This window comes from Streptomyces sp. NPDC001544 (genome assembly GCF_042894285.1).
Taxonomy (GTDB): Bacteria; Actinomycetota; Actinomycetes; order Streptomycetales; family Streptomycetaceae; genus Streptomyces.
In genome coordinates this window covers 12,688-37,783 of sequence record NZ_JBIAVN010000023.1, presented here as the reverse complement: position 1 = coordinate 37,783, position 25,096 = coordinate 12,688, and the positions used below count along the sequence as shown (strand labels likewise).

Genomic DNA, 25,096 nt, shown 5'->3' with positions numbered 1-25,096 from the left:
CCGACGGACGAGGTTTCGCCCAGGTTTCCCCCAGCCGCTAACCTCGCCTCGTGGCTGAGATCCAGATTCCCGCTGACATCAAGCCCGCCGACGGACGTTTCGGCGCGGGCCCCTCCAAGGTGCGGACGGAAGCGCTGGACGCGCTGGCCGCCACCGGTACGTCCCTGATGGGCACCTCCCACCGCCAGGCCCCGGTGAAGAACCTGGTCGGCAAGGTGCGCGAGGGCATCTCCGAGCTGTTCTCCCTCCCCGACGGCTACGAGGTCGTCCTGGGCAACGGCGGCTCCACCGCGTTCTGGGACGTCGCCACGCACGGCCTGATCGAGAACAAGTCGCAGCACCTGAACTTCGGCGAGTTCTCCTCGAAGTTCGCCAAGGCCGCGAAGCTCGCGCCCTGGCTGGCCGAGCCCACCGTGATCGGCTCCGACCCCGGCACCCACCCCGAGCCGCAGGCCGAGGCGGGCGTCGACGTCTACGCCTTCACGCACAACGAGACCTCCACCGGTGTCGCCGCCCCGATCAAGCGGGTCGCGGGCGCCGACGAGGGCGCGCTGGTGCTGGTGGACGCCACCTCCGGCGCGGGCGGCCTCCCCGTCGACGTCGCCGAGACGGACGTCTACTACTTCGCCCCGCAGAAGTCCTTCGCCTCCGACGGCGGCCTGTGGATCGGTGTCTTCTCCCCGGCCGCGATCGAGCGCGCCGAGCGCATCCACGCGTCCGGCCGCCACGTCCCGGAGTTCTTCTCCCTGCCGACGGCGATCGACAACTCCCGCAAGAACCAGACGTACAACACCCCGGCCCTCGCCACCCTCTTCCTGCTGAACCAGCAGCTCGAGTGGATCAACGGCCAGGGCGGCCTCGCCTGGTCCACGGCCCGCACGAAGGACTCCTCGACCCGTCTGTACAACTGGGCGGAGGAGTCCAAGTACGCGACCCCGTTCGTCTCCGACCCGGCCAAGCGCTCCCAGGTCATCGGCACGATCGACTTCTCCGACGAGATCGACGCGGCGGCCGTCGCCAAGGTGCTGCGCGCCAACGGCGTCGTCGACACCGAGCCGTACCGCAAGCTCGGCCGCAACCAGCTCCGCGTCGCGATGTTCCCGGCGATCGACCCGGCGGACGTCGAGGCGCTGACGAAGTGCGTCGACTACGTGATCGAGAAGCTCTGATCATCTTCGTACGACAGGCCGTACGCACGTCACGCATGTACGGCTGACGCAGCTACGGATGACGCGTCCACGGATGTCGCGTCCACGGATGTCGAGGGGCGCCCCGCGGAGTACCGCGGGGCGCCTTTCGTCGTGCCGGCGGCCGTCGGCACGACGCGGACGGAAATCAGCCCGTTCCGGTTCTCCTCCGCACGTCTCTTTCTCTCTCCTCCCGAAGACGGAGCAAGACGGACCCGTAGTCGGTTCCGCTCGCATGCTCCGGCACGAAATGGTCGTCCCGTCCAGGCAGTTGACGGAAAGGAACGGCCATCGTGCGGATAGGACGCCTCGCGCCCGTGCTCGCCGCAGGGATCACGGCGACACTGGTCCCCGCGCTCGCCCCGGCACAGGCCTCAGCGGCGGAACCGCTGGGGAGATTCACCGACCAGACGCCCGCGTGGCACAGATGCGACCCATCGATGCCCGCCGCGCTCCAGTGCGCGACGATCAAAGTCCCGCTCGACTACAGCCGCCCCGACGGCAAGACGATCAAGCTGGCCATCTCCCGGATGAAGACCAGCGTCCCGGGCAAGCGGCACGGTGTGCTCCTGTTCAACCCCGGCGGTCCGGGCGGCGAAGGCCTCGACATGCCGGACATGATGAAGGACGCGCTGCCCAGGAAGGTCCGCGAGAGTTACGACCTCGTCGGCTTCGACCCGCGGGGCGTGGGCCGCAGCAGCCCCCTCACCTGCGGTCTCAACGAGACCGACCAGAACTTCGAACACGCCTACAGGGCGGAGACGTTCAGTAACGACGTCAAGTGGGCCCGGAGGGTCGCCGACAAGTGCCGCGCGAAGAACGGCGACACGCTGCGGTACGTCACCACCCGCAACACCGCCCGCGACATGGACGTCATCCGCACCGTGCTGGGCGAGAAGAAGATCTCCTACCTGGGCTACTCCTACGGCACCTACCTGGGCGCCGTCTACGCGCAGATGTTCCCGAAGCAGACCGACCGCTTCGTGCTGGACAGCTCGGTCGATCCGGCACGCGTGTGGCGCGGCATGATCCAGGTCTGGGCGGAGGGCACCGAGCCGGCGTTCACCCGCTGGACGAAGTGGACCGCACAGCACGACCGCACCTACAAACTCGGCACCACCCCGGCCAAGGTGAAGAAGACGTTCTGGGACCTGGTCGCCCGGGCCGACCGCACGCCCATCGTGGACGGCGACCAGAAGGTCACCGGCGACGACATCCGTGCCGGCGTGCGCGCCCTGTTCTTCAGCCCCGAGGCAGCGGCCGAGACGGTCGCCGACCTGAAGAAGGCCGCCGACGGCCACGCGGCCCTCCGCCGTTTCCCCGCGGCCGACGACCGGCCGAGCCCGAGCCGGTTCACCACGCGCGCCGCCCAGCCGCCGGCCGACAACGGCACCGCCGTCTTCTGGAGTGTGGTCTGCGGTGACACCGCGGCCTGGCCGCGCGACCCCGAGCAGTACCGGCGTGACGCGATCCGGGACAAGGCGAAGTACCCGCTCTACGGCGACTTCGGCTCCAACATCACGCCCTGCGCGTTCTGGGACAAGCCGACCGAGCCCGTCACCAAGGTGGACACCAACGCCGGCCTGCTCACCGTCCAGAACCAGTGGGACTCCCAGACGCCCCTGGTCAGCGGACTCGGTATGCACCACGCGCTGAGGGGCTCGCGCATGGTGTACGTCAAGGGCGGCGAGGGCCACGGCGTCTACGGCGATGACCCGAACTCCTGCGCCGACCGCACCGTCAACGCCTACCTGGGCAACGGACGGCTTCCCGCCGCGGACGTCACCTGCAAGGCGCCCGCCCGTACGGGCTCCGGACTGAGCCGGCCCCTCGTGCCGGCGCCGCCGTTCACCCCGGGAGCGCCCCGCTTCTGACCTCTGGGCCCTGACGGGCCACACGGAACGCAGGAAGGGCGCCCGGTGCCACACCGGGCGCCCGTCCGTCATGACGCGCTGCAACTCACGCTGGGCACTCCTCCGCCGCCCGGCGCGCCCCCGAACCCGAAGCTCGCCGAACCGCCCACGGGGACCGCTCCGTTGTGGGCGGCGTTGACGGCCGTGACCGTCGCGCCGTTCTGCGTGTAGGACGCGTTCCACATGTTGCTGACCTTCTGGGCCCCGTTCCAGGTCCAGGTCACCTTCCAGCCGCTGATCGCCGCGGTGCCGGTGTTGGTGACCTTCACTTCGGCGTTGAACCCGCTGCCCCAGTCGCTGCTGACGGTGTAGGAGGCGCTGCACGCCGCGGTACCGCCACCGCCACCGTTGTCGCCCCCGCCGCTACCGGCGAACAGCGGTGCCTTCACACTCGTCAGATACCTGTCCTTCACCGTGTCCACGGTCGCCCAGTCGTCCTTGAGGATCCCACCGGTGTCACCGGAGTCGGGATTCCACGACCAGAAGGTCCACTGGAAGCTGTCGGCACCGTACGTGGCGGTCGGCCGCAGGTAATTCACCAGTGCGGACAGCCACTTCTGGTCCACGGTCGACTGAAGGGTCGTACCGAACTCGCCCACCCACACGGGCGCCAGGTTCTGCTTGAAGATGTAGCCCCAGTACCTGTCCCAGATGCCCGGCATGTTGGCGGGGAACGTGGGATCGCTGAACCAGCTCTGCTGGGCGACGCTGGTGGCGTAGTCGTGGGCGGAGTACACGACCCGGCCCGCGACGCTCAACCGCACCGGGTACTGGGCGACTCCCATCAGGTTGCCGCCCCACCAGTAGGAGGCGCCGTCGTACGACTGCACGCCCTCGACGAAGATCAGCAGGTCGGGGTTGACGGAGAGCACGGCGTTGCCCGCGCGCTCGGCGGCGAGCCGCCAGTCCGTCGCCTGGTCGCCGCAGCCCCAGCAGGCCGGGTCATGGGGCTCGTTGTGCAGGTCGATGCCGATGACGGTGCTCTGGCCCTTGTACCGCGCCGCGAGCGACTTCAGATCGGCGATCCAGGTGGACTCGGGGACGGACGCGGTGTACCAGAGCGCCGACTGGCCGCCGGAGTCCGGGCGGTGCCGGTCGAGGATGACCTTCAGCCCGTCCTGCCCGGCGTAGGCCACGATCTTGTCCATGACCTGCAGGGAGTTGAGCCCCTGGAGGTCGGCGTTCTTGCCGCCGGAGAAGTCGATGCTGTCGGGGACGGTGGAGCCCTTGAAGATGTCGTCGCTGTAGGGCAGCCGGATGGTGTTGTAGCCCAGCGACTTCATCTGGTCGATCATGCTCTTGTAGTCGCGTGACCAGAGGCCGTGCACGACGTGGTTGCCGGTCTCGAAGCCGAACCAGTTGATCCCGGCGATCCGGACCGGCTGCCCGGCCGCGTCCAGGATCTGCCGGCCGCTGGTGTGCCAGTAGCCGGCACCGGGGGCGGCGCTGTCGGCGTGCGCCGTCTGCGCGCCGGCCAGCGGGATGAGGAGCGCCGCCGCGGCAGCGCACAGCGCCCTTCGTAAGCTGCGGAACATGTGTTTCGTTCCTCTCGGGGGGAGGCGCGGCCCCGGAACAGGATGGGAGCGCTCCCATCAACCGCGCACCACCAGAAAACTGAGCCACCATGGCCACGTCAAGAAGTGTGTCGGGATGGATTCATCCCCGTAGCTGCGAGGTGGGCCCGGGGTGGGCCCGGGGGCCCTCAGCCCCCGCCGCTCGTCCGTCGTCGCCGGCGCAGCCCGAAGAGGGCGAGGGCCCCGGCGGCGACGGCGAGGGCACCCACCTTGAAGCCGCTGGACGCGACGCCCCCGCTCCCACTGCCCCCGCCGGCCGAGGAGCCGCCCTTCGCCGACGGGGATGTGCCGGCGGTTGCCCCACCGGGCGCGTCCTCCGCCTGGACGGCGCTGTCGGCGCCCTCGCTGCCGTACATCAGCTTGGTCCCGTCGGGCGAGTAGCTCACGGACTCCCCCTGACCCTGCAGCGGCACGTCCAGCCGCCCCTGCCGCTTGATCTTCCCGCCGTTCCAGTCGTAGTAGATGCCGCCGAAGTACCCGCGTACGGCGAGTTGCCGGCCGCCCGGTGAGAAGGCGGCGTCCGTCGCCCACAGGTCGATGGCGGCGACGGGCCGGAAGATGTTGCTGCCGGAGGAGGAGAGCGTGGCCGGCCCCTCGTACAGGTGTCCGCCGTCCTCGTTCTTGTCGATGATGTAGACCCGCCCGGTCTTCGGGTGGACGAGGAGCGACTCGGCGTTCCGGGGCCCGTCCGAGTACTTGACGACATACTGCTTGGCCTGGACGGCCTGGTCCTTCAGCACCTTCGGCTCGGGCAACTTGTAGATCCACACGTAGGGCCACTTGCCGCCGAGGTTGTCACCGATGTCCCCGACGTAGATCTCGTTCCCGGGCCCGATGGAGATCGCCTCCACGTCCCGGGGGGAACCGATGCCCTTCAGGGTCAGCGTGGCGACCGTCCTCCCCGTCCGGCTGTCCACGGCGTAGATGTACGGGCCGTCGTCGCTGTCGTTGTGCGTCCAGTAGATCCCGGGGTGCAGATGGGAGGCGGCGAGACCGCTGGACTCGGTGATCCGCGAGTCCTTGATCGTGAACCCCTGGTCACCGACGCCGTCACCGTCGGCGGCGGAGGCGGGCACGGCGAACACACCCGTGAGCAGAACCCCGGCGAGCAGGGCGAGCGATCGGCGCATGCCCCAAGCCTGCCATCCCGCGCCGCCGTTGACGGAGGTGGTGGGCCTCACACCCGCCCCGTCCTCTTGACCGTCCACTGATCGTCCATCATGAGCGGATGCTCAGATTCCTGCCCGTCGGTGACTCCATGACGATCGGAAGCGCGGGCGATCACACGTGGCGTTACCGGCTGTGGCAGCACCTGTGCGCCACGCACGACGGCCCCTTCACGTTCGTCGGCCCGCGCGAGACGCTCTACGACAAGGCGACGGACTCCCCGACGTCGTACGCGTACGCCGCCCCCGACTTCCCCCGCGCGCACCTGGCCGGCTGGGGCGAGGGCTGGGCCCACATGACCCCGCTGATCGGCCACGCGGTACGTGAACACTCGCCGGACGTGCTCCTGGTCTCCCTGGGCCTGATCGACCTGGGCTTCTACACCAACGCGGAGCAGACGACGCAGAACGTGCGGAAGTTCGTCAGGGAGGCACGGGGAGCCAGGCCCCGGGTGCGGATGGTGCTGCTGCCGGTCATCCCGAACATCCGGGCCGAGGCGGACGAGACCTTCGCCCGTGAGCTGACCCGCTTCAACGAACTGCTGGAGAAGGCGGTCGCCGACCTCGACGAGCCGACGTCCTCCCTCCTGCTGGCATCGATCCCGGAGTCGTACGACATCCACACCGACACCTACGACGGCACCCACCCGAACGAGAGCGGGGAACGGAAGCTGGCGGGGGCGTTCGCGGGGGCGATGTGGGAGGAGTGGGGGGTGGGTGGGGAGTACGACCCGTACGCGTGAGCGCGGCTCGTACTCCTACGTGACCCGATGGCCGTGCGTATCGTTGTACCGCGCGGCTGCATCGGTCCTTGGAGCAGCCGGGGAGGAGCGCCACGATGACCGTCCTTGAAGACAGGATCGCGATGGCCGAGAGCGACAACACGAGCACGCTCGACGAAATGTTCGAACGGCTCGAGAAGATGCCCGTCCCCGAGGGATACAAGGTCGAGATCGTCGAGGGGACCGTCTTCATGTCGCCACAGCGGGACACCCACTGGGAGATCATCCTGGACATCGTCGAGCAACTGCGGCCCAAGTACCCGCGGAAGCGCATCAAGTCCGACGTGCGCATCGACTACCCGGGACACCTGAACGGGTTCGCGACCGACGTGACCGCGATGGCCGAGGGCGCCGCCAAGACGGAGGACGGCCGCTGGCGTCACGAGGACGTCGAGTTCGTCGCCGAGGTCATCTCCAAGGGCACCGCTGCCAACGACTACGGCCCGAAGAAGGCGGCCTACGCGAAGGCCGAGGTGCCCGTGTACCTCATCGCCGACCCGTACCAGCGCCGCTGCCACGTCTACACCCACCCCAAGGGCGACGACTACGCCACCGAGACGAAGGTCGACTTCGGTGACGACGTGGACCTCACCGACACGGTGGTCGGCCTCACCCTCAAGACGGACGAGTTCCCCTGCGACTGACTCCTCCGGGACGGCCCGCCGGAGGAGCTCGGCACCTCGGCCGGGTCTGTCCGATACGGCCTTGCCGAACAGACCCAGCCAGGCCCGAGGAGGCCTCAGCGCTTGAGCGTGAAGGTGAAGTCGCCGGAGAGCCTGCCGCTCAGCCGGACCGCCGAGACGAGCTTCCCCTCAGCGACCAGTCTCTCGACCTCGGCCCTTGGAAGACCGAACCCTTCAGCGATCAGCCGTACCGGCCGGACAGGAATCCGCGCCGCGAAGCGGACCGAGACGTCGACCACCTCACGGTTCAGGTGATCCGGTCCGCCGGTGTCGAGGCGCCAGGCGTCGTCCCAGTCGAGGGCGATGCGGTTACGTCGCCGCACGACCGGATCCTGAAGCAGCACAGCGGCCAGGCCAGGGTCGTTGTCATGCAGCCGTTCCAGCAGCTCAGGCCGTACGGAGCGCACATGCGTCCGCTCCAGGACCGTGAGCTTCGCCGTGACCCCGCAAGCGGTGCAGAGCACGAGGAGCCAGGCGTCGATGAGCTTGTGGTGGGCGTTGACACGAAATTTTCCGTTCGCCCGGAAGCGCTCGGACGCGCACGCGTGGCAACGACGGAGAACGAGCGGCAGGCAGGTGGGCATGACCACCCAGTTTTCGAGCACAGGAGTACACCGGTTTCAGTGAGAAATCCGCAGCAGAAAGGAGCGCGGCGCACATGCGCGACGCGCGACGAATCAGCACTCGGGAGGTCTCAAACGGTGTACAACGGCACGTCCTGACCCAGACGACTTGGTCGGCAGCACGGTAATGGCCCACAGCGACGCCGCTCCACCGGTTTTCCCACCCCAACCCGCCTCCCCACCCCGGACACGACAGTTCCGTCGCACCCTGATTGCGACAGAGCTGGACGGAAAGGTGATATCTGCAGTTACTGGCGCAGACCTTCCGTCAGGAGGCCCCATGACGACCGGGCGGGACACCACCCACAAGCCCCTGAAGACCACGGCCCGTGGCCGTGCCGTTCTCGCCGACCCCCGGCTCAACCGCGGCACCGCGTTCACCGAGGCGGAGCGTCGGGACCTGGATCTCGTCGGTCTCGTACCGCCTCGTGTGCTCACGCAGGACGAGCAGGCCAGGCGGGCCTACGCGCAGTTCCGTGAGCAGCAGGGCGACCTGGCCAAGAGCGTCTATCTGACCGCGCTGCACGACCGCAACGAGGTGCTGTTCTACCGGCTCGTCGGAGACCACCTCGAGGAGATGCTCCCCATCGTCTACACCCCCACCGTGGGCACGGCCATCAAGCGCTACAGCTACGAGTACCGGCGCCCCCGAGGCGTGTACCTCTCCGTCGACGCCCCCGACGACATCGAGCGCTCCCTGCGCGCCGCGGGCCTCGGCCCCGACGACGTCGACCTGATCGTGGCCACGGACGGCGAGGGCATCCTCGGCATCGGTGACTGGGGTGTCGGCGGCATCGACATCGCCGTCGGCAAGCTCGCCGTCTACACGGCCGCCGCCGGTGTCGACCCGCGCCGCACCCTCGCCGTCATGCTCGACGTCGGCACGAACCGCAAGGAACTCCTCGACAACCCCCTGTACCTCGGCAACCAGCACCCCCGCGTCGACCGCGACACCTACGACGCCTTCATCGACGCCTACGTCACCACCGCGACCAAGCTCTTTCCGCGCGCCCTGCTCCACTGGGAGGACTTCGGCCCCGCCAACGCCCGTCGCGTCCTCGACCGCTACCGCGACCACGTCTTCACGTTCAACGACGACATCCAGGGCACCGGCGCCGTCAATCTCGCCGCGGTCCTCTCGGGCGCCAAGGCCGGCGGCGTGCCCCTGCGTGACCACCGCATCGTCGTGTTCGGCGCGGGCAGCGCCGGCATCGGCATCGCCGAGCAGCTCCGCGACGCCCTGGTGTCGGAGGGCCTGTCGGCCGACGAGGCCACCGCCCGTTTCTGGTGCGTCGACCGCTACGGCCTGCTCACCGGCGACCAGGGCGACAAGCTCCGTGACTTCCAGGTGCCCTACGCCCGCCCCGCCGACGAGGTCTCCGACTGGGAACGCGACGACGACCTGCCCGGCATCCCGCTCGCCGAGGTGGTCCGCCGGGTCCGTCCGACCATCCTCATCGGCACCTCCGGCCAGGGCGGCGCCTTCGCCGAGCCGATCGTGCGGGAAATGGCCCGGCACACCGAACGCCCGATCATCCTGCCGCTGTCCAATCCCACCGACCTGGCGGAGGCCAAGCCCGCCGATCTGATCGCCTGGACCGACGGCAAGGCACTCGTCGCCACCGGCAGCCCCTTCGACCCGGTGGAGCACGGCGGCACGACGTATCACATCGGGCAGGCCAACAACGCCCTCATCTTCCCCGGCCTCGGACTCGGCGCGATCGTCGCCCAGGCCTCGCGGGTCACCGACCGCATGCTGCGTGCGGCGGCGGACGCGGTCGCCCGGCAGACGGACGTGACCGACCCGGGCGCACCCGTGCTGCCGCCCATCCACGACCTGCGCGAGACCTCCGCCGCGGTCGCCGCCGCGGTGGCCACGGCAGCCGCGGAGGACGACGTCGCGCGGGCCGACCTGGACGACGTGGACGCGGCCGTGCGGGCGGTGACGTGGGCGCCTGTCTACCCGCCGATCGAGGCGGTGTGAGCCCTCAGCCCGAGCCGGCGGGAGACAATTAATGCAAGCACGCTTGATTGTTTCCCTGCCCGCTGCCATGCTCCCCCCATGGCCGACCCGACGCCCGTCATCGACGACCTGTGTGCGGAGGGCGAGGAACTCGATCTGATCGTGGCCGAGTTGAGCGCGGAGCAGTGGTCGCTCAAGACCCCTGCCCCGGGCTGGACCGTCGCCCACCAGATCGCCCACCTCGCCTGGACCGACCACTCGTCCCTGCTCGCCCTGACCGATCAGGACGCCTTCGCCCGCGAGGTCGAGAAGGCGTTGGCCGCCCCGGGGAACTTCGTGGACAACGGGGCGGAGCAGGGGGCCGGGAAGCCGGCCGCGCACCTGCTCGCGGACTGGCGGGGCGGGCGCAAGGCCCTGGAGGACGCCCTGCGCGCCGCACCCGCCGATGCACGGTTTCCCTGGTACGGCCCGCCCATGTCTGCCGCGTCCATGGCGAGCGCCCGGCTGATGGAGACCTGGGCGCACGGGCAGGACGTCGCCGACGCCCTGGGCGTGGTGCGCACGCCCACCGACCGCCTCCGGCACATCGTCCGTCTCGGCGTGCGCACCCGTGACTTCTCGTTCGGGGTGCACGGACTGCCCGCGCCGTTCGAGGAGTTCCGGATCGAGCTCACCCCGCCCTCCAGCGACGGCGAGCCGTGGACGTACGGCCCCGAGGACGCCGCGGAACGCGTCACCGGCCCGGCCCTCGACTTCTGCCTCCTCGTCACCCAGCGCGCCCACCGCGCCGACCTCGCCCTGCGCGCCGAGGGCTCCGACGCCGACCGCTGGCTGGACATCGCCCAGGCCTTCGCGGGCCCGCCCGGCACCGGCCGCACGCCGAAGGGGGCCGGGGAGTGACCGCACCGGCGGCTCCCCTCCGCATCGGCAACTCCTCCGGCTTCTACGGCGACCGCTTCGAAGCCATGCGCGAGATGCTCACCGGCGGCGAACTCGACGTCCTCACCGGCGACTACCTCGCCGAGCTGACCATGCTGATCCTCGGCCGGGACCGGATCAAGGACCCCTCCGCCGGTTACGCCCGCACGTTCCTCCGCCAGCTCGAGGAGTGCCTCGGCCTCGCCCACGAGCGCGGCGTGCGGATCGTCACCAACGCGGGCGGCCTCGATCCCGCCGGACTCGCCGACGCCGTACGGGAGTCGGCCGATCGCCTCGGCATCCCCGTCCGCGTCGCCCACGTCGAGGGCGACGACCTGAAGGCGGCCCATCCGGACAGCCTCACCGCCAACGCCTACCTCGGCGGCTTCGGCATCGCCGCCTGTCTGCGGGCGGGCGCCGACGTCGTCGTCACCGGGCGGGTCACCGACGCTGCCCTCGTCACCGGCCCGGCCGCCGCCCACTTCGGCTGGCGGCCGGCCGACCACGACCGGCTCGCGGGCGCCGTCGTCGCCGGGCACGTCCTGGAGTGCGGGGCACAGGCCACCGGCGGCAACTACGCCTTCTTCCACGACGGTCACGGCGATGTCCGCCACCCCGGCTTCCCGCTCGCCGAGATCCACGCCGACGGCACCAGCGTCATCACCAAGCACCCCGGCACCGGCGGTTTCGTCGACGTGGGCACGGTCACCGCCCAGTTGCTGTACGAGACGGGCGGCGCCCGGTACGCGGGGCCCGACGTCACCGCCCGGCTGGACACCGTACGGCTGAGCCAGGAGGGCCCGGACCGGGTCCGGATCGAGGGTGTGCGCGGTGAGGCACCGCCCCCGACGCTCAAGGTCGGCCTCAACCGGCTCGGCGGCTTCCGGGGCGAGGTCGTCTTCGTCCTCACCGGGCTCGACATCGAGGCGAAGGCCGAACTCGTGCGGGCACAGATGACCGCCGCGCTCGCCAAGTCCCCGCCCGCCCGGGTCCGCTGGGAGCTGGTCCGCACCGACCGGCCCGACGCCGGCACCGAGGAGACGGCCAGCGCGTTGCTCCGGCTCGTCGTACGCGACCCTGACCAGGAGATCGTGGGGCGGGCGCTCAGCGGTGCCGCCGTGGAGCTCGCCCTCGCCAGTTACCCCGGCTTCCATGTGCTCGCGCCCCCCGGAAAGGGCGCCCCCTACGGGGTCTTCGAGGATGTGTACGTCCCCCAGGGTGCCGTCGACCATGTGGCCGTCCTCCACGACGGACGCCGGGTGTCCGTGCCCCCGCCCCATGACACCCTCGTACTCGGCGACGTACCGCAACCGCCCCTCCCGGCCCCCCTCCCGCCCGGTCCCACCCGTCGCGCCCCCCTCGGCCGTGTCGCCGGTGCCCGCAGCGGCGACAAGGGAGGCAACGCCAACGTCGGGGTGTGGGCGCGCACGGACGACGCCTGGCGATGGCTCGCGCACACCCTCACGGTCGACCGGTTCCGGGAGCTGATCCCGGAGAGCCGCGACCTGCCCGTCACCCGGCACCCGCTGCCCGGTCTCCGCGCGCTGAACTTCGTCGTCGAGGGCATCCTCGGCGAGGGCGTCGCCGCCCAGCACCGTTTCGATCCGCAGGCCAAGGCGCTCGGCGAGTGGCTGCGCTCCCGGCACCTGGACATACCGGAGGCCCTGCTTTGACCGTCGTCCACTCCACCCTGGACACCGCGAGCCCCGACCACCGGGCGAACCGCGAGGCCATGCTGGCCAAGCTCGCCGATCTGGACGCCGAGCACGCCAAGGCCCTCGCGGGGGGCGGTGAGAAGTACGTCCAGCGGCACCGGGGGCGCGGCAAGCTGCTCGCCCGGGAGCGGATCGAGCTGCTCCTGGACCCGGACACGCCGTTCCTGGAGCTGTCCCCGCTGGCCGCGTGGGGGAGCGAGTACACCGTCGGCGCCTCCCTCGTCACCGGCATCGGGGTGGTCGAGGGCGTGGAGTGCCTGATCACCGCCAACGACCCGACCGTCCGGGGCGGTGCCAGCAACCCCTGGAGCCTGAAGAAGGCGCTGCGCGCGAACGACATCGCGCTCACCAACCGGCTGCCCTGCATCAGCCTCGTCGAGTCGGGGGGCGCCGACCTGCCCTCCCAGAAGGAGATCTTCATCCCCGGGGGCGCCATCTTCCGGGACCTGACCCGGCTGTCCGCCGCCGGGATCCCGACCGTCGCCGTCGTCTTCGGGAACTCCACGGCCGGCGGTGCCTACGTTCCCGGCATGTCCGACCACGTGATCATGGTCAAGGAGCGGGCGAAGGTGTTCCTCGGCGGTCCGCCGCTGGTGAAGATGGCGACCGGCGAGGAGAGCGACGACGAGTCGCTGGGCGGCGCGGAGATGCACGCGCGCGTGTCGGGGCTCGCGGACTACTTCGCCGTCGACGAACCCGACGCCCTGAGGCAGGCGCGGCGCGTGGTCGCCCGCCTTGACCACCGCAAGGCACACCCGGACCCGGGTCCCGCCGAGCCGCCCAAGTACGACCCGGAAGAGCTCCTCGGCATCGTCCCGGGCGACCTGAAGACCCCCTTCGACCCGCGCGAGGTCATCGCCCGGCTCGTCGACGCCTCCGACTTCGACGAGTTCAAGCCGCTGTACGGGACGAGCCTGACGACCGGCTGGGCGGCCCTGCACGGCTACCCGGTCGGCATCCTGGCCAACGCGCGAGGCGTCCTCTTCAGCGAGGAGTCGCAGAAGGCCGCCCAGTTCATCCAGCTCGCCAACCAGCGGGACATCCCCCTGCTGTTCCTGCACAACACCACCGGTTACATGGTCGGCCGGGAGTACGAGCAGGGCGGCATCATCAAGCACGGCGCCATGATGATCAACGCGGTCGGCAACTCCCGGGTGCCGCACCTGTCCGTGCTCATGGGCGCCTCCTACGGCGCCGGGCACTACGGCATGTGCGGCCGCGCCTACGACCCGCGGTTCCTGTTCGCCTGGCCCAGCGCCAAGTCCGCCGTCATGGGCCCGCAGCAGCTCGCCGGCGTGCTGTCGATCGTCGCCCGCCAGTCGGCCGCCGCGAAGGGGCAGCCGTACGACGAGGACGCGGACGCGGCGCTGCGCGCCATGGTGGAGCAGCAGATCGAGTCCGAGTCGCTGCCGATGTTCCTGTCCGGGCGGCTGTACGACGACGGCGTCATCGACCCGCGCGACACCCGCACCGTCCTCGGCCTGTGCCTGTCCGCGATCCACACCGCGCCCTACGAGGGCGCGCGCGGTGGGTTCGGCGTCTTCCGGATGTGAGGAACCCCGTGACGTCATTGATCACTTCCGTGCTGGTCGCCAACCGGGGCGAGATCGCCTGCCGGGTGTTCCGCACCTGCCGCGAGCTGGGCATCCGGACGGTCGCCGTGCACTCGGACGCCGACGAGAACGCCCTCCACGCGCGCGTGGCCGACACGGCCGTACGACTGCCCGGCGCGGCGCCCGCGGAGACGTATCTGCGCGGTGACCTGATCGTGAAGGCCGCCGTCGCGGCGGGCGCCGACGCCGTGCACCCGGGGTACGGGTTCCTGTCCGAGAACGCCGACTTCGCGCGCGCAGTCCTGGACGCGGGCCTGGTCTGGATCGGCCCGCCACCCCGGGCGATCGAGGTGATGGCGTCCAAGACACGCGCCAAGAAGCTCATGAACATCGCGGGCCTGAGCGAGGTCACCGAGGCCGACCTGCCCGTGCTGGTGAAGGCGGCGGCGGGCGGCGGCGGGCGCGGGATGCGGGTCGTGCGGCGGCTCGCCGACCTGGACGCCGAACTGGCCGCCGCACGCGCCGAGGCGGCGAGCGCCTTCGGGGACGGCGAGGTCTTCGTCGAGCCGTACGTGGAGAACGGCCGGCACGTCGAGGTGCAGATCCTCGCCGACACCCACGGCATGGTGTGGACGCTCGGCACCCGTGACTGCTCCCTGCAGCGCCGCCACCAGAAGGTGATCGAGGAGGCCCCGGCGCCGGGACTGGAACCCGCACTCACCGCCGAGCTGTACGAGATGGCGGTGCGCGCCGCCCGCTTCACCTCCTACGCCGGCGCCGGAACCGTCGAGTTCCTGGTCACCGCCGACGGCAGGGCGCACTTCCTGGAGATGAACACCCGCCTCCAGGTCGAACACCCCGTCACCGAGGCCGTGTTCGGCATCGACCTCGTCGCCCTGCAGATCCGCGTCGCCGAGGGCCACGCCCTGGACGCCGAGCCCCCACGCGCGCGTGGGCACGCGGTCGAGGCCCGCCTGTACGCCGAGGACCCCGCCCGCGACTGGGCCCCGCAGACCGGCACCCTGCACCGGCTCACCGTGCCCGACGGCGTCCGCCTCGACACCGGCTACACCGACGGCGACACCATCGGCGTCCACTACGACCCGATGCTCGCCAAGGTCGTCGCCCACGCCCCCACGCGCGCGGAGGCGGTCCGTGCCCTCGCCGGCGCCCTGGACCGGGCGGAGATCCACGGCCCGGTCACCAACCGCGACCTCCTCGCCCGCTCCCTGCGGCACCCGGAGTTCACCGCCGCCCGCATGGACACCGGCTTCTACGACCGCCACCTCACCGACCTCACCCCGCCCGCCCCCGACCCGTACGCCCCCCTGGCCGCGGCCCTCGCCGACGCCCACGGCCGCTCCCGCTTCGGCGGCTGGCGCAACCTGCCCTCCCAGCCGCAGACCAAGCGCTACCTGATGGCGGGCGAGGAGCACGAGGTCCGCTACCGGCACACCCGGCAGGGCCTGGCCGCGGACGGAGTGCGGGTCGTGCACGTGGAGGAGCATCTCGTCGTACTCGAAGTGGACGGCGTCCGCAGGAAGTTCGAGGTGGCCCGCTACGGCGGCGACCAGGTGTACGTGGGCGCCACCGCCCTCACCGCACTGCCCCGTTTCCCCGACCCCACCGCCCACCACGCCCCCGGCTCCCTCCTCGCCCCCATGCCCGGCACGGTCGTCCGCGTCGCCGAGGGCCTGACCGAGGGAACCGCCGTACGGGCCGGAGAGCCCCTGATCTGGCTGGAGGCGATGAAGATGCAGCACCGCATCACGGCACCGGTCACGGGGACGCTCACGGCCCTGCACGCCGTGCCCGGCCGACAGGTCGAGGTAGGCGCTCTGCTCGCCGTCGTACAGGCCCCTCAGCAGGAGGTTCAGGACAGTTGAGCACCACCACGGAAACCGAGGAGCACAAGGCCCTGCGCGCCGCCGTCGCCGCCCTCGGCAAACGCTACGGCCGTGACTACATCACCCGCGTCGTCGCCGAGGGCGGCCACCCCGACGCACTCTGGGCGGAGGCCGGAAAGCTCGGCTACCTGGGCGTGAACCTCCCCGAGGAGTACGGCGGCGGAGGCGGCGGCATCAGCGAACTCGCCATCGTCCTGGAGGAACTCGGCGCCTCCGGCTGCCCCCTGCTCATGCTCGTCGTCTCCCCGGCCATCTGCGGCAACGTCATCGCCCGCTTCGGCACCGAGGAGCAGAAACGGACCTGGCTGCCCGGCCTCGCCGACGGCACCCGGGTGATGGCCTTCGGCATCACCGAACCCGACGCCGGATCCAACTCCCACCGCATCACCACCACCGCCCGGCGCGACGGCGCCGACTGGCTGCTCACCGGCCGCAAGGTGTTCATCTCCGGTGTCGACAGGGCCGACGCGGTCCTGATCGTCGGCCGCACGGAAGACGCCCGCACCGGTCGCCTCAAACCCTGCCTGTTCATCGTCCCGCGCGACGCCGAGGGCTTCACCCGCCGGCCCATCGACATGGAACTGAACGCCGCCGAGAAGCAGTTCGAGCTGGTCCTGGACGACGTACGACTGCCCGCCGAGGCACTCGTCGGTGGGGGCACCTCCCACGCTTTCGGCAGTGGGGGAGAGGACGCCGGGCTGCTGCAGTTGTTCGCCGGGCTCAACCCCGAGCGGATCATGACGGCGGCCTTCGCGATCGGCATGGGCCGGTACGCGCTGGCCCGCGCCGTCGAGTACGCCCGCGACCGCACCGTCTGGAAGACCCCCATCGGCGCCCACCAGGCCATCGCCCACCCCCTCGCACAGGCGCACATCGACCTCGAACTGGCCCGCCTGATGATGCGGAAGGCCGCCCACCTCTACGACACCGGGGACGACGCCGGTGCGGGCGAGGCCGCCAACATGGCCAAGTACGCGGCCGGGGAGGCCTGTGTGAAGGCCGTCGACCAGGCCGTGCACACCCTCGGCGGGAACGGCCTCACCCGGGAGTTCGGGCTCGCCTCGCTGATAACGGCCGCGCGCGTGGCTCGTATCGCCCCGGTGAGCCGGGAGATGATTCTCAACTACGTCTCCCACCAGACCCTGGGCCTGCCCAAGTCGTACTGAACCGGGCACGGATCCTGCGTCGGCAGCTGCGGCAACCAAGGGAACTCAAGGAGGGATCGTGACGTCGATCGGCCGTACCCGCGCGCGTGGCATCGAGACACTCAGCCTCGACGCGGCGGACACCCGCAACGCCCTGTCCGCCGCGCTCGTCGGCGAACTCGCCGACGCCCTCACCGACTGCGCGAAGGACACCGGCGTACGGGCCGTCGTCCTCACCCACACCGGCAACACCTTCTGCGCCGGCGCCGACCTGCGCGACCCTCCGCTCCCCGACGCGCTGGTCGCCCTGCTCAGGCAGATCGTCGAGCTGCGCAAACCCGTCCTCGCGCGGGTGACCGGACACGTCCGGGCCGGGGGCCTCGGCCTGCTGGCCGCCTGCGACATCGCCGCCGCCTCCACCGAGTCCACCTTCGCCTTCACCGAGGTACGGATCGGTGTGGCCCCGGCCGTGATCTCCCTGCCCGTCCTGCCCCGCACGGACCCGCGCGCGCTCGCCCGCTACTACCTCACCGGGGAACGCCTCGACGCGGCGGAGGCGGTACGCACCGGCTTGCTGACGGCGGCCGGGGACGACGTGGACGCCGTACTGCAGCCCGTCCTCGACGGCCTGCGCCGCTCCTCCCCCCAGGGGCTGGCCGAGACGAAACGACTGCTCACGGCTAGGGTGCTGGAGGCATTCGACCGGGACGCGGCCGACCTCACCGCGCTCTCGGCCCGGCTGTTCGCCTCCCCGCAGGCCCGCGAGGGGATGACGGCCTTCCTGGAACGACGGGAACCTTCATGGGTGCTGTGAGCACAGACGAACAATCGACCGAGCGCGTCCCCAAGCAGGACCGCAGCCGGGCCACCCGGCAGCGGCTCCTCCAGGCCGCCGTGGCCTGCCTCGCCGAACACGGCTGGGCGGGCTCCACGGTCGCCGTCGTCGCCGAACGCGCCGGCGTCTCCCGCGGCGCCGCCCAGCACCACTTCCGCACCCGCGAGGACCTCTTCACCGCGGCCGTCGAATACGTCGCCGAGGAACGCTCCACCGCCCTGCGCGCCCTCTTCCCCGAGGGCGCCACCGACCGCCGCTCCGTCGTCTCCGCCCTCGTCGACCTCTACACCGGCCCCCTCTTCCGCGCCGCCCTGCACCTCTGGGTCGCCGCCTCGGACGAGGACCAGCTCCGGCCCCGCGTCACCGAGCTCGAGGCCCGCGTCGGCCGCGAGACCCATCGCATCGCGGTGGACCTGCTCGGCGCCGACGAGTCCCGGCCGGGCGTCCGCGAGACCGTCCAGGGCCTCCTGGACATGGCCCGGGGCCTCGGCCTCGCCAACCTCCTCACCGACGACCGGGGCCGCCGCGAGCGGGTGGTGGCGCAGTGGGCGCTGATCCTGGACGGGGTCCTCAGGGACTGAGCGTCCTCAGGGACTGAGCCGCTCCACCCGCCAGCCACCGTCCGGCTCCGCCACGTACCGCAGCCGGTCGTGCAGGCGGTTCGCCCGCCCCTGCCAGAACTCCACCGACCGCGGAGCGACCCGGAAGCCGCCCCAGTGCGACGGAACGGGCACCTGCTCGCCCTCCGGATAGCGGTCACTGAGCTCGGCGTACGACGCGTCCAGCTCGGCGCGGGAGGCGATCACCGAGGACTGGGCGCTGGCCCAGGCACCGAGCTGGGAGCCGTGCGGACGGGTGCGGAAGTAGCGGGCCGTCTCGTCGCTGCCCGTGCGCCGGGCGGTGCCGGTGACGATGACCTGGCGGGCGATCGGATGCCAGGGGAAGAGCAGCGACACGTGCGGGTTCTCCGCGAGGTCGCGGGCCTTGCGGGAGTCGTAGTTGGTGAAGAAGACGAAGCCGTCGGTGTCGTACTGCTTCATCAGGACCGTGCGTGAGCTGGGACGGCCGGCGGCGTCCGCGGTCGAGACGACCATGGCGTTCGGCTCGTGCAGCGTGCCCTGGAGCGTCGCCTGTGCGGCGTCCTCGAACCAGCGGGTGAACTGGTCCATCGGATGCGGCGCCAGCTCGTGCTCGTCCAGGCCCTCCGTGCGGTACTGCTGGCGCATGTCGGCGGGGTCGCGGAAGGTGTCGCGGTCGGTCACGTCACGGTCGGTCACGCGGTCATCCTGCCGTATCCACCTACCGTGTTGTGTGGCACTCAGTGCCGTACGGTCTCCCCAAAGGTGGCACTCAGGGATATCGTGCCGGTGGGACCGAGGACCTTCGCGGCTCGTGCGCCGCCCACCCCACTCACACCTCGCTAGGAGCCGCCTGATGTCCGACTTCGTACCCGGGCTCGAAGGAGTCGTCGCGTTCGAAACGGAGATCGCCGAACCGGACAAGGAGGGCGGCGCCCTGCGGTACCGGGGCGTCGACATCGAGGACCTGGTCGGCCACGTCTCGTTCGGCAACGTCTGGGGCCTGCTCGTCGACGGCGCCTTCAACCCCGGCCTGCCGCCCGCCGAACCCTTCCCGATCCCCGTCCACTCCGGGGACATCCGCGTCGACGTGCAGTCCGCACTCGCCATGCTGGCCCCGGTCTGGGGGCTGAAGCCGCTCCTGGACATCGACGCCGAGCAGGCCCGCGAGGACCTCGCCCGCGCCGCCGTGATGGCCCTGTCGTACGTCGCCCAGTCCGCGCGCGGCCAGGGGCTGCCGATGGTGCCGCAGCGGGAGATCGACAGGGCGCAGTCCGTCGTCGAACGGTTCATGATCCGCTGGCGCGGCGAACCCGACCCCAAGCACGTCGCCGCCGTCGACGCCTACTGGACCTCCGCCGCCGAGCACGGCATGAACGCCTCCACCTTCACCGCCCGCGTCATCGCCTCCACCGGCGCCGACGTGGCCGCCGCCCTCTCCGGCGCCGTCGGCGCCATGTCCGGTCCGCTGCACGGTGGCGCCCCCTCCCGCGTGCTCCACATGATCGAGGAGATCGAGCGGACCGGGGACGCGGAAGCGTACGTCCGGCACGCCCTCGACCGGGGCGAGCGCCTGATGGGCTTCGGGCACCGCGTGTACCGGGCCGAGGACCCCCGCGCGCGTGTCCTGCGCCGTACCGCCCGAGAGCTGGGCGCCCCCCGCTACGAGATCGCCGAAGCCCTGGAGAAGGCGGCCCTGGAGGAGCTCCACAACCGGCGCCCGGACCGCGTCCTCGCCACCAACGTGGAGTTCTGGGCGGCGATCGTCCTGGACTTCGCCGAGGTCCCCGCGCACATGTTCACGTCCATGTTCACCTGCGCCCGCACGGCCGGCTGGTCGGCGCACATCCTGGAACAGAAGCGCACGGGCCGCCTCGTCCGCCCCTCCGCCCGCTACGTGGGCCCCGGCTCCCGCAGCCCCCGGGAGATCGAGGGCTACGGGGACATCGCCCACTGAGGCCGCCCGGGCGGCGTCACGCGGGGCTGAGCAGCTCCGCGTGATGCCGCTCGGCGACCAGCGGGTGGGCCCGCAGCTTGCCCTTCAGCTCGTTGTACCCGTACTCGGCGAACAGGGGGTTCGCCGGGTCGTCGGTGGCGCCGGGTGCAGTGGAGGCGTACGGGAAGGGCAGTGGCTCCACGCGCGCGTCCAGGCGCGGGTTGTAGAAGAACGGGACCGAGAAGCGCTCGGTGGCGCCGGGTGGGCTGACCACGCGGTGGTTGGTGGCGATCAGATAGCCGTTGGTGGCGACCTCCAGCAGCTCCCCGAGGTTCACGACGAAGGCACCCTCGAGCGGCGGCACGTCGTGGAACAGCCCGTCCTCCCGCTGCACCTGCAGCCCGCCGACATCGTCCTGGAGCAGCAGGGTCAGGAACCCGTAGTCCTTGTGCGCGCCCACGCCCTGGTCGGCGCCGTCACCGGCGCTGCCCGGGTAGCGCACCAGCTTCAGGTGCGGATGAGCGTGCTCTCCGAAGACCGGGTCGTAGAACCCGGCGGGGGCGCCGATGGCGGTCAGCAGCTCGTGCAGCAGCCGGCGCGCGACATCGCTCAGCCTGTCCATCCAGGCGAGCGCGGCGGTACGCAGCCCGGGCAGGGCGGCGGGCCACTGGTTGGGCCCTTGGAGCCACCAGTACGCGGGCTCGCCGGGCCCGGGGATCCGCGCGGGCCGCTCCGCCCCGATGTCGAGCTGGTCGCGCCAGTCCCGGGCACCGCCGGTGCGCTCGTCGCCGGTGCGCGTGTAGCCCCGGAAGTGCGGGGAGCGCACGTTGTCCAGGGCGAGCCGCTCGGCTTCGGGCAGCGCGAAGAAGGCCCGCATGGCACTGGTCAGGGCGTTGGTCTCGGCCTCGGTCACTCCGTGCCCGACGAGCTGGAAGAAGCCCACGTCGTGCGCGGCGCTGTGCAGCTGGGCGTGGAGCAGGGCACGGGCCCGGGGGCCGCGGTCGGCGGCCGAGAGGTCGATGATGGGCAGCTGGGCGTAGGACGACGGGGTCGCCGCCGTGCTCGTCACGTTGAGCGTCATGAGATGCGTCCGCAGGGTGTACTGGGGCACGGGAGGCCGCCGAGGTGGGGCGGGGCCCGGTGCCGCGTGAAGGGTGAAGGTGGCTCAGGGGGCTGGATCAGGCAGAACGCCGACAGCCCATGCTCGTGACGCGCACGTAGTCCACGTGCCGGCGTCGGACGAGCATCGGAAGCATGCGCACAGCGTACTGCGTCCGCCCTCGGTACGACCGCCCCGGAGAACGCAGACGACCCGCGAGCTCGGGTCCCTCCACCTTGCGGCGGGGGAGCCGGCCGGACGTACCGGCGAGCTCGCGGGTCGGGTGACTGCTTGGGATTGGCCGGCTGCACGCGTATCACGTGCCGGTCCGGCACCGCACTTCATGTGGTGACGGGCCGCTAGCCCGCAGCCACCTCACGCGTCCGGTTGTCATACATCTGCCGAACCACCTCCCTTCTCGTGTGCTCCACACCCTAAGAACCGCTCGCCGCCCGATCAACCGCTTTTTTCGTTGAGCATGTTCGCGCTGGTCACCTAGCGTTCGGGGCATGACGGAGGGACATGACGCGGCTGAGCCGCGACCGGGGTTGGAGATCCGGCCCGTGGAAGGCGAGTCGGCGCTGGAGCAGTGGCGGCATGTGCACCACGTGGTCGTGCCGCCGGCGGCCATGTCGTCGGAGGACGCGCGGGGGCGGTTGCGGCGCAATCGGCTGGTGAACGCGTACGTGGATGACGTGCTCGTCGGGTGTTCCACCGTGCGGCCCCCGCAGGACGGCGTTGCCACGGTGATCGCGCGGGTGCTGCCCGAGTACCGGGGGCACGGGTACGGCAGGGCGCTGTACGAGGACGGGCTCGCCCACGCGCGCGTGCTGGGGGCGGAGGCGGTCGGGACGTGTGTGCCGGCGGTCAACGAGAGCGGGCTGAGGTTCGCCGGGAAGTGTGGCTTCGTCGAGGTCGAGCGGTATGTGCTGGAGGGGGAGGGCGACGAGTGGATCGACCTCCGGCTGGGCACTCTCACTGGTAGCGGCTGATCTACAACGATTCCTTCAATCTTGTGGGAACCGAGTGTGCGCTGCGTCACGTTCGAGTTGAATGAAGGTGAGTGAGCGAACCTTCGTGCCGTAACCGCGGACACAGCCTGCAGGGGGTCCAGGTGAGTGCTTCCCGGCGTAGTGGGACCACCGATGAGCTGGGGCCCGACGGCCCCGAGCGGGACGGAGCCGATCTGCTCGCCGCCCTGCTCGACGGTATGGACGCGGCTCTGTGCGCCTTCGACGCGGACGGGGTCGTCACGCACTGGAACCGTGAGGCGGAGCGGATCCTGGGCTGGACGGCGGCGGAGGCGGTGGGGCGCAAGGGGTTCGCGGGCTGGGCGGTGCGTACCGCCGACGCGGGGGAGGTCGAGGAGCGGCTGCTGTCCGCGATGCACGCGCCCGGCCGGCAGGTGCACGAGTTCGCGTTGGTGACGAAGGACGGCGGGCGGGTTCTCGTGCGGACGCAGTCCGCGGCCGTGCGCGGGCCCGACGGCAAGCCGGCGGGCGTGTACTGCGCGTTCAGCGAGGTGCACGCGCAGATCGATCTGGAGCGGTCCATCGCTTTGAGCGAGGCGTTGTTCGAGGACGCCTCGTGGGGGGTGGTGCTCGTCGACGCCGACCTCAGGCCCGCCGTGGTGAACGCGCACGCGGCGCGGGCGTTGGGGGTGGGGCGCACGTCCGGGCTCGGGCGGCCGCTCGGGGAGTTGCTGTCCCAGGGAGTGGAGGAGCTGGAGGGCGCGCTCACGCATGTGCTGGCCGAGGGCGCGCCGCCCGCGCCGGCCGAGATGTGGGTGAGTGTGCGCACGTCGGAGGGCGAGCGGCGGCGGTGCTGGCGCAGCTGGTTCCTGCGGCTGGCCTCGCCGCTGGCGGAGGAGCCGGTGCCGCTCGGGGTGAGCTGGATGTTCCAGGACGTCACCGAGGCGAAGCAGGGGGAGCAGGAGGCGGCGCTGCTGCGTTTCCGCAGCCAGCAGCTGCACCGGGCGGCGCGGGCGGCGGCGGAGTGCGAGGATCCGGCGGAGGCGGCCACGATCCACCTGGACTTCGCGTTGGCCGGGTTCGCCGACCATGCGCTGATCGACCGGGTGGCGGGTGCCGTTCCGGTGGTGGCGGAGGCGTCCGGGCCGGTGCGGCTGGTGCGGATCGCGGCGACGCCCTCCGGGGCGCCCGGGCCGAGTCCGGTGACGGGGGCGGCCGGTCTGCCGGTGTTGTACGAGCAGGGGCATCCCGCGCTGCAGTGCGTGGAGCGGGTGGGTGCCGTGCGAGCGGACGCCGGTGATGTGCCGGCCGAGCGGGCCCGGGAGTGGGCTCTGGCACGGCAGTGGCCCGCCGACAGCGTGCATGCCCTGTGCGCGGTGCTGCGCAGCCGGGGGCGGACGCTGGGTGTGGTGACGTTCCTGCGGGGGCGTGGGCGGAGCCGGTTCGAGCGGTTCGACGCGGCGTACGCGGAGGACGTCGCCGTGCGGATCGCGGTGGCGCTGGATCTGGCGGGGGCGGTCGGGGAGGCGTCCGCGCAGGGTTGAAGCCCGCTCGGCGTGCTCAGTGCTGGTAGAAGATCCGGTCCCGGTACTGCTCGAAGACGTGGCGGTTCCAGTCGTGGCCGCCGTCCACGTTGCCGGAGCGCAGCAGCGGGGGTTCGATGCCGCGGTCGGCGAGGAGGGCGGCTGCCGTGGCCATGACCGCCTGGAGGAGGGCGGTGGTGACGACCGTGGAGGCGGGGGCGAAGGGCGCGGGGACGGTGTCGAGGGCGAGTTCGGCGTCGCCGACGGCGATCTTGGAGTCGAGGACGATGTCGCAGTGGTCCTTGAGGAAGGTTCCGGAGGAGTGCCGGGACGTGGTCTCGGTGGCGTAGGCGACCGATGTCACGCCGACGACCTTCGCGCCGAGGGCGCGGGCGCCCGCCGCCATCTCGACGGGGAGGGCGTTGCGGCCGGAGAGCGAGATGATCACGAGGGTGTCGCCGGCGCGGAGCGGTGAGGTGCCGAGGACGGCGGTGGCCAGGCCGTCGACGCGTTCGAGGGCGGAGCCGAGGGTGGCTGGGACGACGTCGACGCCGACGGCTCCGGGGACGGCGAGCAGGTTCATCAGGGCGAGGCCGCCCGCGCGGTAGACGACGTCCTGTGCGGCGAGTGAGGAGTGGCCGGCGCCGAAGGCGAACAGCCGGCCGCCGGCCTCGACGGTGTCGGCGAGGAGTGTCGCGGCGGCCGTGACGGTCTGCGACTCCTCCTCCTTGACCCGGCGCAGCAGGCCGATGGCGGCGTCGAGGAACTGGTCGGCCGGCGTGCCGTCGCTCATGCGTTGCCCCTTCGCAGGCGTCTGTGTCCGCAGCGTCCGTGTCGCGGATCACCGTGCGGTCTGGACCAGTGTGCTGTCAATACGGTGGCGGTGGCCTGGGACGGGCCCCGCGGGCGGGTGTTCGCCGCCGGGTGGGTTTCGGCGGCGCGGCACGGTTGTCGGTGGTATGCGTCAGAATTGGGTCAGGGCCAGCGCACGCGCCGGGGAGCGGCGAGCTTTCCGGCAGAAGCAA

At 71.4% G+C, this 25,096-nt stretch carries 21 protein-coding genes; 15 read left to right on the top strand and 6 right to left on the bottom strand.

Translation table 11 applies throughout. The annotated features are described in order from the left end of the window. The first annotated feature begins 50 nt into the window (after positions 1-50). Complete coding sequence (gene serC / locus ACFY0F_RS35745) at positions 51-1,169, top strand: phosphoserine transaminase (RefSeq protein WP_388804124.1); 1,119 nt, start codon at positions 51-53, stop codon at positions 1,167-1,169. A gap of 311 nt (positions 1,170-1,480) precedes the next feature. Further along, positions 1,481-3,061 (top strand): alpha/beta hydrolase, encoded by a 1,581-nt coding sequence (locus tag ACFY0F_RS35740; RefSeq protein ID WP_388804121.1) that lies wholly within the window; start codon positions 1,481-1,483, stop codon positions 3,059-3,061. 68 nt (positions 3,062-3,129) lie between these two features. Here the strand turns inward: ACFY0F_RS35740 and ACFY0F_RS35735 are convergent, their stop codons facing one another. Both ACFY0F_RS35735 and ACFY0F_RS35730 read right to left on the bottom strand, forming a co-directional pair. Further along, positions 3,130-4,635: a cellulase family glycosylhydrolase gene (locus ACFY0F_RS35735; RefSeq protein ID WP_388804118.1), complete on the bottom strand. Its 1,506-nt coding sequence runs from the start codon at positions 4,633-4,635 to the stop codon at positions 3,130-3,132. A 167-nt stretch (positions 4,636-4,802) separates the two neighbouring features. Then, complete coding sequence (locus ACFY0F_RS35730) at positions 4,803-5,804, bottom strand: WD40 repeat domain-containing protein (protein WP_388804115.1); 1,002 nt, start codon at positions 5,802-5,804, stop codon at positions 4,803-4,805. A 98-nt stretch (positions 5,805-5,902) separates the two neighbouring features. On the opposite strand from ACFY0F_RS35730, the gene ACFY0F_RS35725 reads away from it, so the two are divergent. Continuing rightward, positions 5,903-6,583 carry a GDSL-type esterase/lipase family protein gene (locus tag ACFY0F_RS35725; RefSeq protein WP_388804112.1) on the top strand — a complete coding sequence of 227 codons (681 nt, stop codon included), beginning with the start codon at positions 5,903-5,905 and terminating at the stop codon, positions 6,581-6,583. 95 nt (positions 6,584-6,678) lie between these two features. Further along, entirely contained in the window at positions 6,679-7,266 is a 588-nt protein-coding gene (locus ACFY0F_RS35720; RefSeq protein ID WP_388804109.1) for a Uma2 family endonuclease, read from the top strand. 95 nt (positions 7,267-7,361) lie between these two features. Here the strand turns inward: ACFY0F_RS35720 and ACFY0F_RS35715 are convergent, their stop codons facing one another. Then, positions 7,362-7,910: a DUF1062 domain-containing protein gene (locus tag ACFY0F_RS35715; RefSeq protein WP_388804106.1), complete on the bottom strand. Its 549-nt coding sequence runs from the start codon at positions 7,908-7,910 to the stop codon at positions 7,362-7,364. 298 nt (positions 7,911-8,208) lie between these two features. Here ACFY0F_RS35715 and ACFY0F_RS35710 point away from each other — a divergent pair, with 298 nt between their 5' ends. The 8 genes from ACFY0F_RS35710 (at position 8,209) to ACFY0F_RS35675 (ending at position 18,545) form a co-directional block, all read left to right on the top strand. Next, positions 8,209-9,912 (top strand): NAD-dependent malic enzyme, encoded by a 1,704-nt coding sequence (locus ACFY0F_RS35710; RefSeq protein WP_388804103.1) that lies wholly within the window; start codon positions 8,209-8,211, stop codon positions 9,910-9,912. A gap of 78 nt (positions 9,913-9,990) precedes the next feature. Continuing rightward, entirely contained in the window at positions 9,991-10,791 is an 801-nt protein-coding gene (locus ACFY0F_RS35705) for a TIGR03084 family metal-binding protein (protein WP_388804099.1), read from the top strand. Between the two features lie 65 nt (positions 10,792-10,856). Further along, positions 10,857-12,482, top strand: coding sequence for an acyclic terpene utilization AtuA family protein (locus tag ACFY0F_RS35700; RefSeq protein WP_388804307.1), 1,626 nt, complete (start codon positions 10,857-10,859; stop codon positions 12,480-12,482). Beyond that, positions 12,479-14,077 carry an acyl-CoA carboxylase subunit beta gene (locus ACFY0F_RS35695; RefSeq protein WP_388804096.1) on the top strand — a complete coding sequence of 533 codons (1,599 nt, stop codon included), beginning with the start codon at positions 12,479-12,481 and terminating at the stop codon, positions 14,075-14,077. The genes ACFY0F_RS35700 and ACFY0F_RS35695 overlap by 4 nt, the downstream gene beginning before the upstream one ends. A gap of 17 nt (positions 14,078-14,094) precedes the next feature. Beyond that, positions 14,095-15,963, top strand: coding sequence for an acetyl/propionyl/methylcrotonyl-CoA carboxylase subunit alpha (locus ACFY0F_RS35690; protein WP_388804304.1), 1,869 nt, complete (start codon positions 14,095-14,097; stop codon positions 15,961-15,963). Then, positions 15,960-17,150 carry an acyl-CoA dehydrogenase family protein gene (locus ACFY0F_RS35685; protein ID WP_388804093.1) on the top strand — a complete coding sequence of 397 codons (1,191 nt, stop codon included), beginning with the start codon at positions 15,960-15,962 and terminating at the stop codon, positions 17,148-17,150. Before ACFY0F_RS35690 ends, ACFY0F_RS35685 begins: the two co-directional genes overlap by 4 nt. A 58-nt stretch (positions 17,151-17,208) precedes the next feature. Next, positions 17,209-17,943: an enoyl-CoA hydratase family protein gene (locus ACFY0F_RS35680; RefSeq protein WP_388804091.1), complete on the top strand. Its 735-nt coding sequence runs from the start codon at positions 17,209-17,211 to the stop codon at positions 17,941-17,943. Next, positions 17,931-18,545, top strand: coding sequence for a TetR/AcrR family transcriptional regulator (locus ACFY0F_RS35675; protein ID WP_388804088.1), 615 nt, complete (start codon positions 17,931-17,933; stop codon positions 18,543-18,545). The genes ACFY0F_RS35680 and ACFY0F_RS35675 overlap by 13 nt, the downstream gene beginning before the upstream one ends. 6 nt (positions 18,546-18,551) lie before the next feature. On the opposite strand, the gene pdxH is transcribed toward ACFY0F_RS35675, so the two are convergent. Next, positions 18,552-19,241, bottom strand: coding sequence for a pyridoxamine 5'-phosphate oxidase (gene pdxH, locus ACFY0F_RS35670; protein ID WP_388804085.1), 690 nt, complete (start codon positions 19,239-19,241; stop codon positions 18,552-18,554). A 157-nt stretch (positions 19,242-19,398) separates the two neighbouring features. On the opposite strand from pdxH, the gene ACFY0F_RS35665 reads away from it, so the two are divergent. After that, the gene (locus ACFY0F_RS35665; protein ID WP_388804082.1) at positions 19,399-20,499 is read left to right on the top strand and encodes a citrate synthase 2; all 1,101 of its coding nucleotides are present in this window, start codon (positions 19,399-19,401) and stop codon (positions 20,497-20,499) included. Positions 20,500-20,515: 16 nt separating this feature from the next. On the opposite strand, the gene ACFY0F_RS35660 is transcribed toward ACFY0F_RS35665, so the two are convergent. Next, positions 20,516-21,559 carry an isopenicillin N synthase family dioxygenase gene (locus tag ACFY0F_RS35660; protein WP_388804079.1) on the bottom strand — a complete coding sequence of 348 codons (1,044 nt, stop codon included), beginning with the start codon at positions 21,557-21,559 and terminating at the stop codon, positions 20,516-20,518. Positions 21,560-22,086: 527 nt separating this feature from the next. Here ACFY0F_RS35660 and ACFY0F_RS35655 point away from each other — a divergent pair. Both ACFY0F_RS35655 and ACFY0F_RS35650 read left to right on the top strand, forming a co-directional pair. Next, complete coding sequence (locus tag ACFY0F_RS35655) at positions 22,087-22,569, top strand: GNAT family N-acetyltransferase (RefSeq protein ID WP_388804076.1); 483 nt, start codon at positions 22,087-22,089, stop codon at positions 22,567-22,569. Positions 22,570-22,691: 122 nt separating this feature from the next. Then, the gene (locus ACFY0F_RS35650) at positions 22,692-24,092 is read left to right on the top strand and encodes a PAS domain-containing protein (RefSeq protein ID WP_388804073.1); all 1,401 of its coding nucleotides are present in this window, start codon (positions 22,692-22,694) and stop codon (positions 24,090-24,092) included. Positions 24,093-24,108: 16 nt separating this feature from the next. Here the strand turns inward: ACFY0F_RS35650 and ACFY0F_RS35645 are convergent, their stop codons facing one another. Further along, positions 24,109-24,864, bottom strand: coding sequence for an SIS domain-containing protein (locus tag ACFY0F_RS35645; protein WP_388804070.1), 756 nt, complete (start codon positions 24,862-24,864; stop codon positions 24,109-24,111). Positions 24,865-25,096 lie beyond the last annotated feature (232 nt).

Coding starts and splice junctions, on each gene's coding strand:
- ACFY0F_RS35735 (WP_388804118.1), bottom strand. CDS start 4,635: ATGTTCCGCAGCTTACGAAGGGCGCTGTGCGCTGCCGCGGCGGCGCTC.
- ACFY0F_RS35730 (WP_388804115.1), bottom strand. CDS start 5,804: ATGCGCCGATCGCTCGCCCTGCTCGCCGGGGTTCTGCTCACGGGTGTG.
- ACFY0F_RS35725 (WP_388804112.1), top strand. CDS start 5,903: ATGCTCAGATTCCTGCCCGTCGGTGACTCCATGACGATCGGAAGCGCG.
- ACFY0F_RS35720 (WP_388804109.1), top strand. CDS start 6,679: ATGACCGTCCTTGAAGACAGGATCGCGATGGCCGAGAGCGACAACACG.
- ACFY0F_RS35710 (WP_388804103.1), top strand. CDS start 8,209: ATGACGACCGGGCGGGACACCACCCACAAGCCCCTGAAGACCACGGCC.
- ACFY0F_RS35705 (WP_388804099.1), top strand. CDS start 9,991: ATGGCCGACCCGACGCCCGTCATCGACGACCTGTGTGCGGAGGGCGAG.
- ACFY0F_RS35700 (WP_388804307.1), top strand. CDS start 10,857: ATGCGCGAGATGCTCACCGGCGGCGAACTCGACGTCCTCACCGGCGAC.
- ACFY0F_RS35675 (WP_388804088.1), top strand. CDS start 17,931: ATGGGTGCTGTGAGCACAGACGAACAATCGACCGAGCGCGTCCCCAAG.
- ACFY0F_RS35665 (WP_388804082.1), top strand. CDS start 19,399: ATGTCCGACTTCGTACCCGGGCTCGAAGGAGTCGTCGCGTTCGAAACG.
- ACFY0F_RS35660 (WP_388804079.1), bottom strand. CDS start 21,559: ATGACGCTCAACGTGACGAGCACGGCGGCGACCCCGTCGTCCTACGCC.
- ACFY0F_RS35655 (WP_388804076.1), top strand. CDS start 22,087: ATGACGGAGGGACATGACGCGGCTGAGCCGCGACCGGGGTTGGAGATC.
- ACFY0F_RS35645 (WP_388804070.1), bottom strand. CDS start 24,864: ATGAGCGACGGCACGCCGGCCGACCAGTTCCTCGACGCCGCCATCGGC.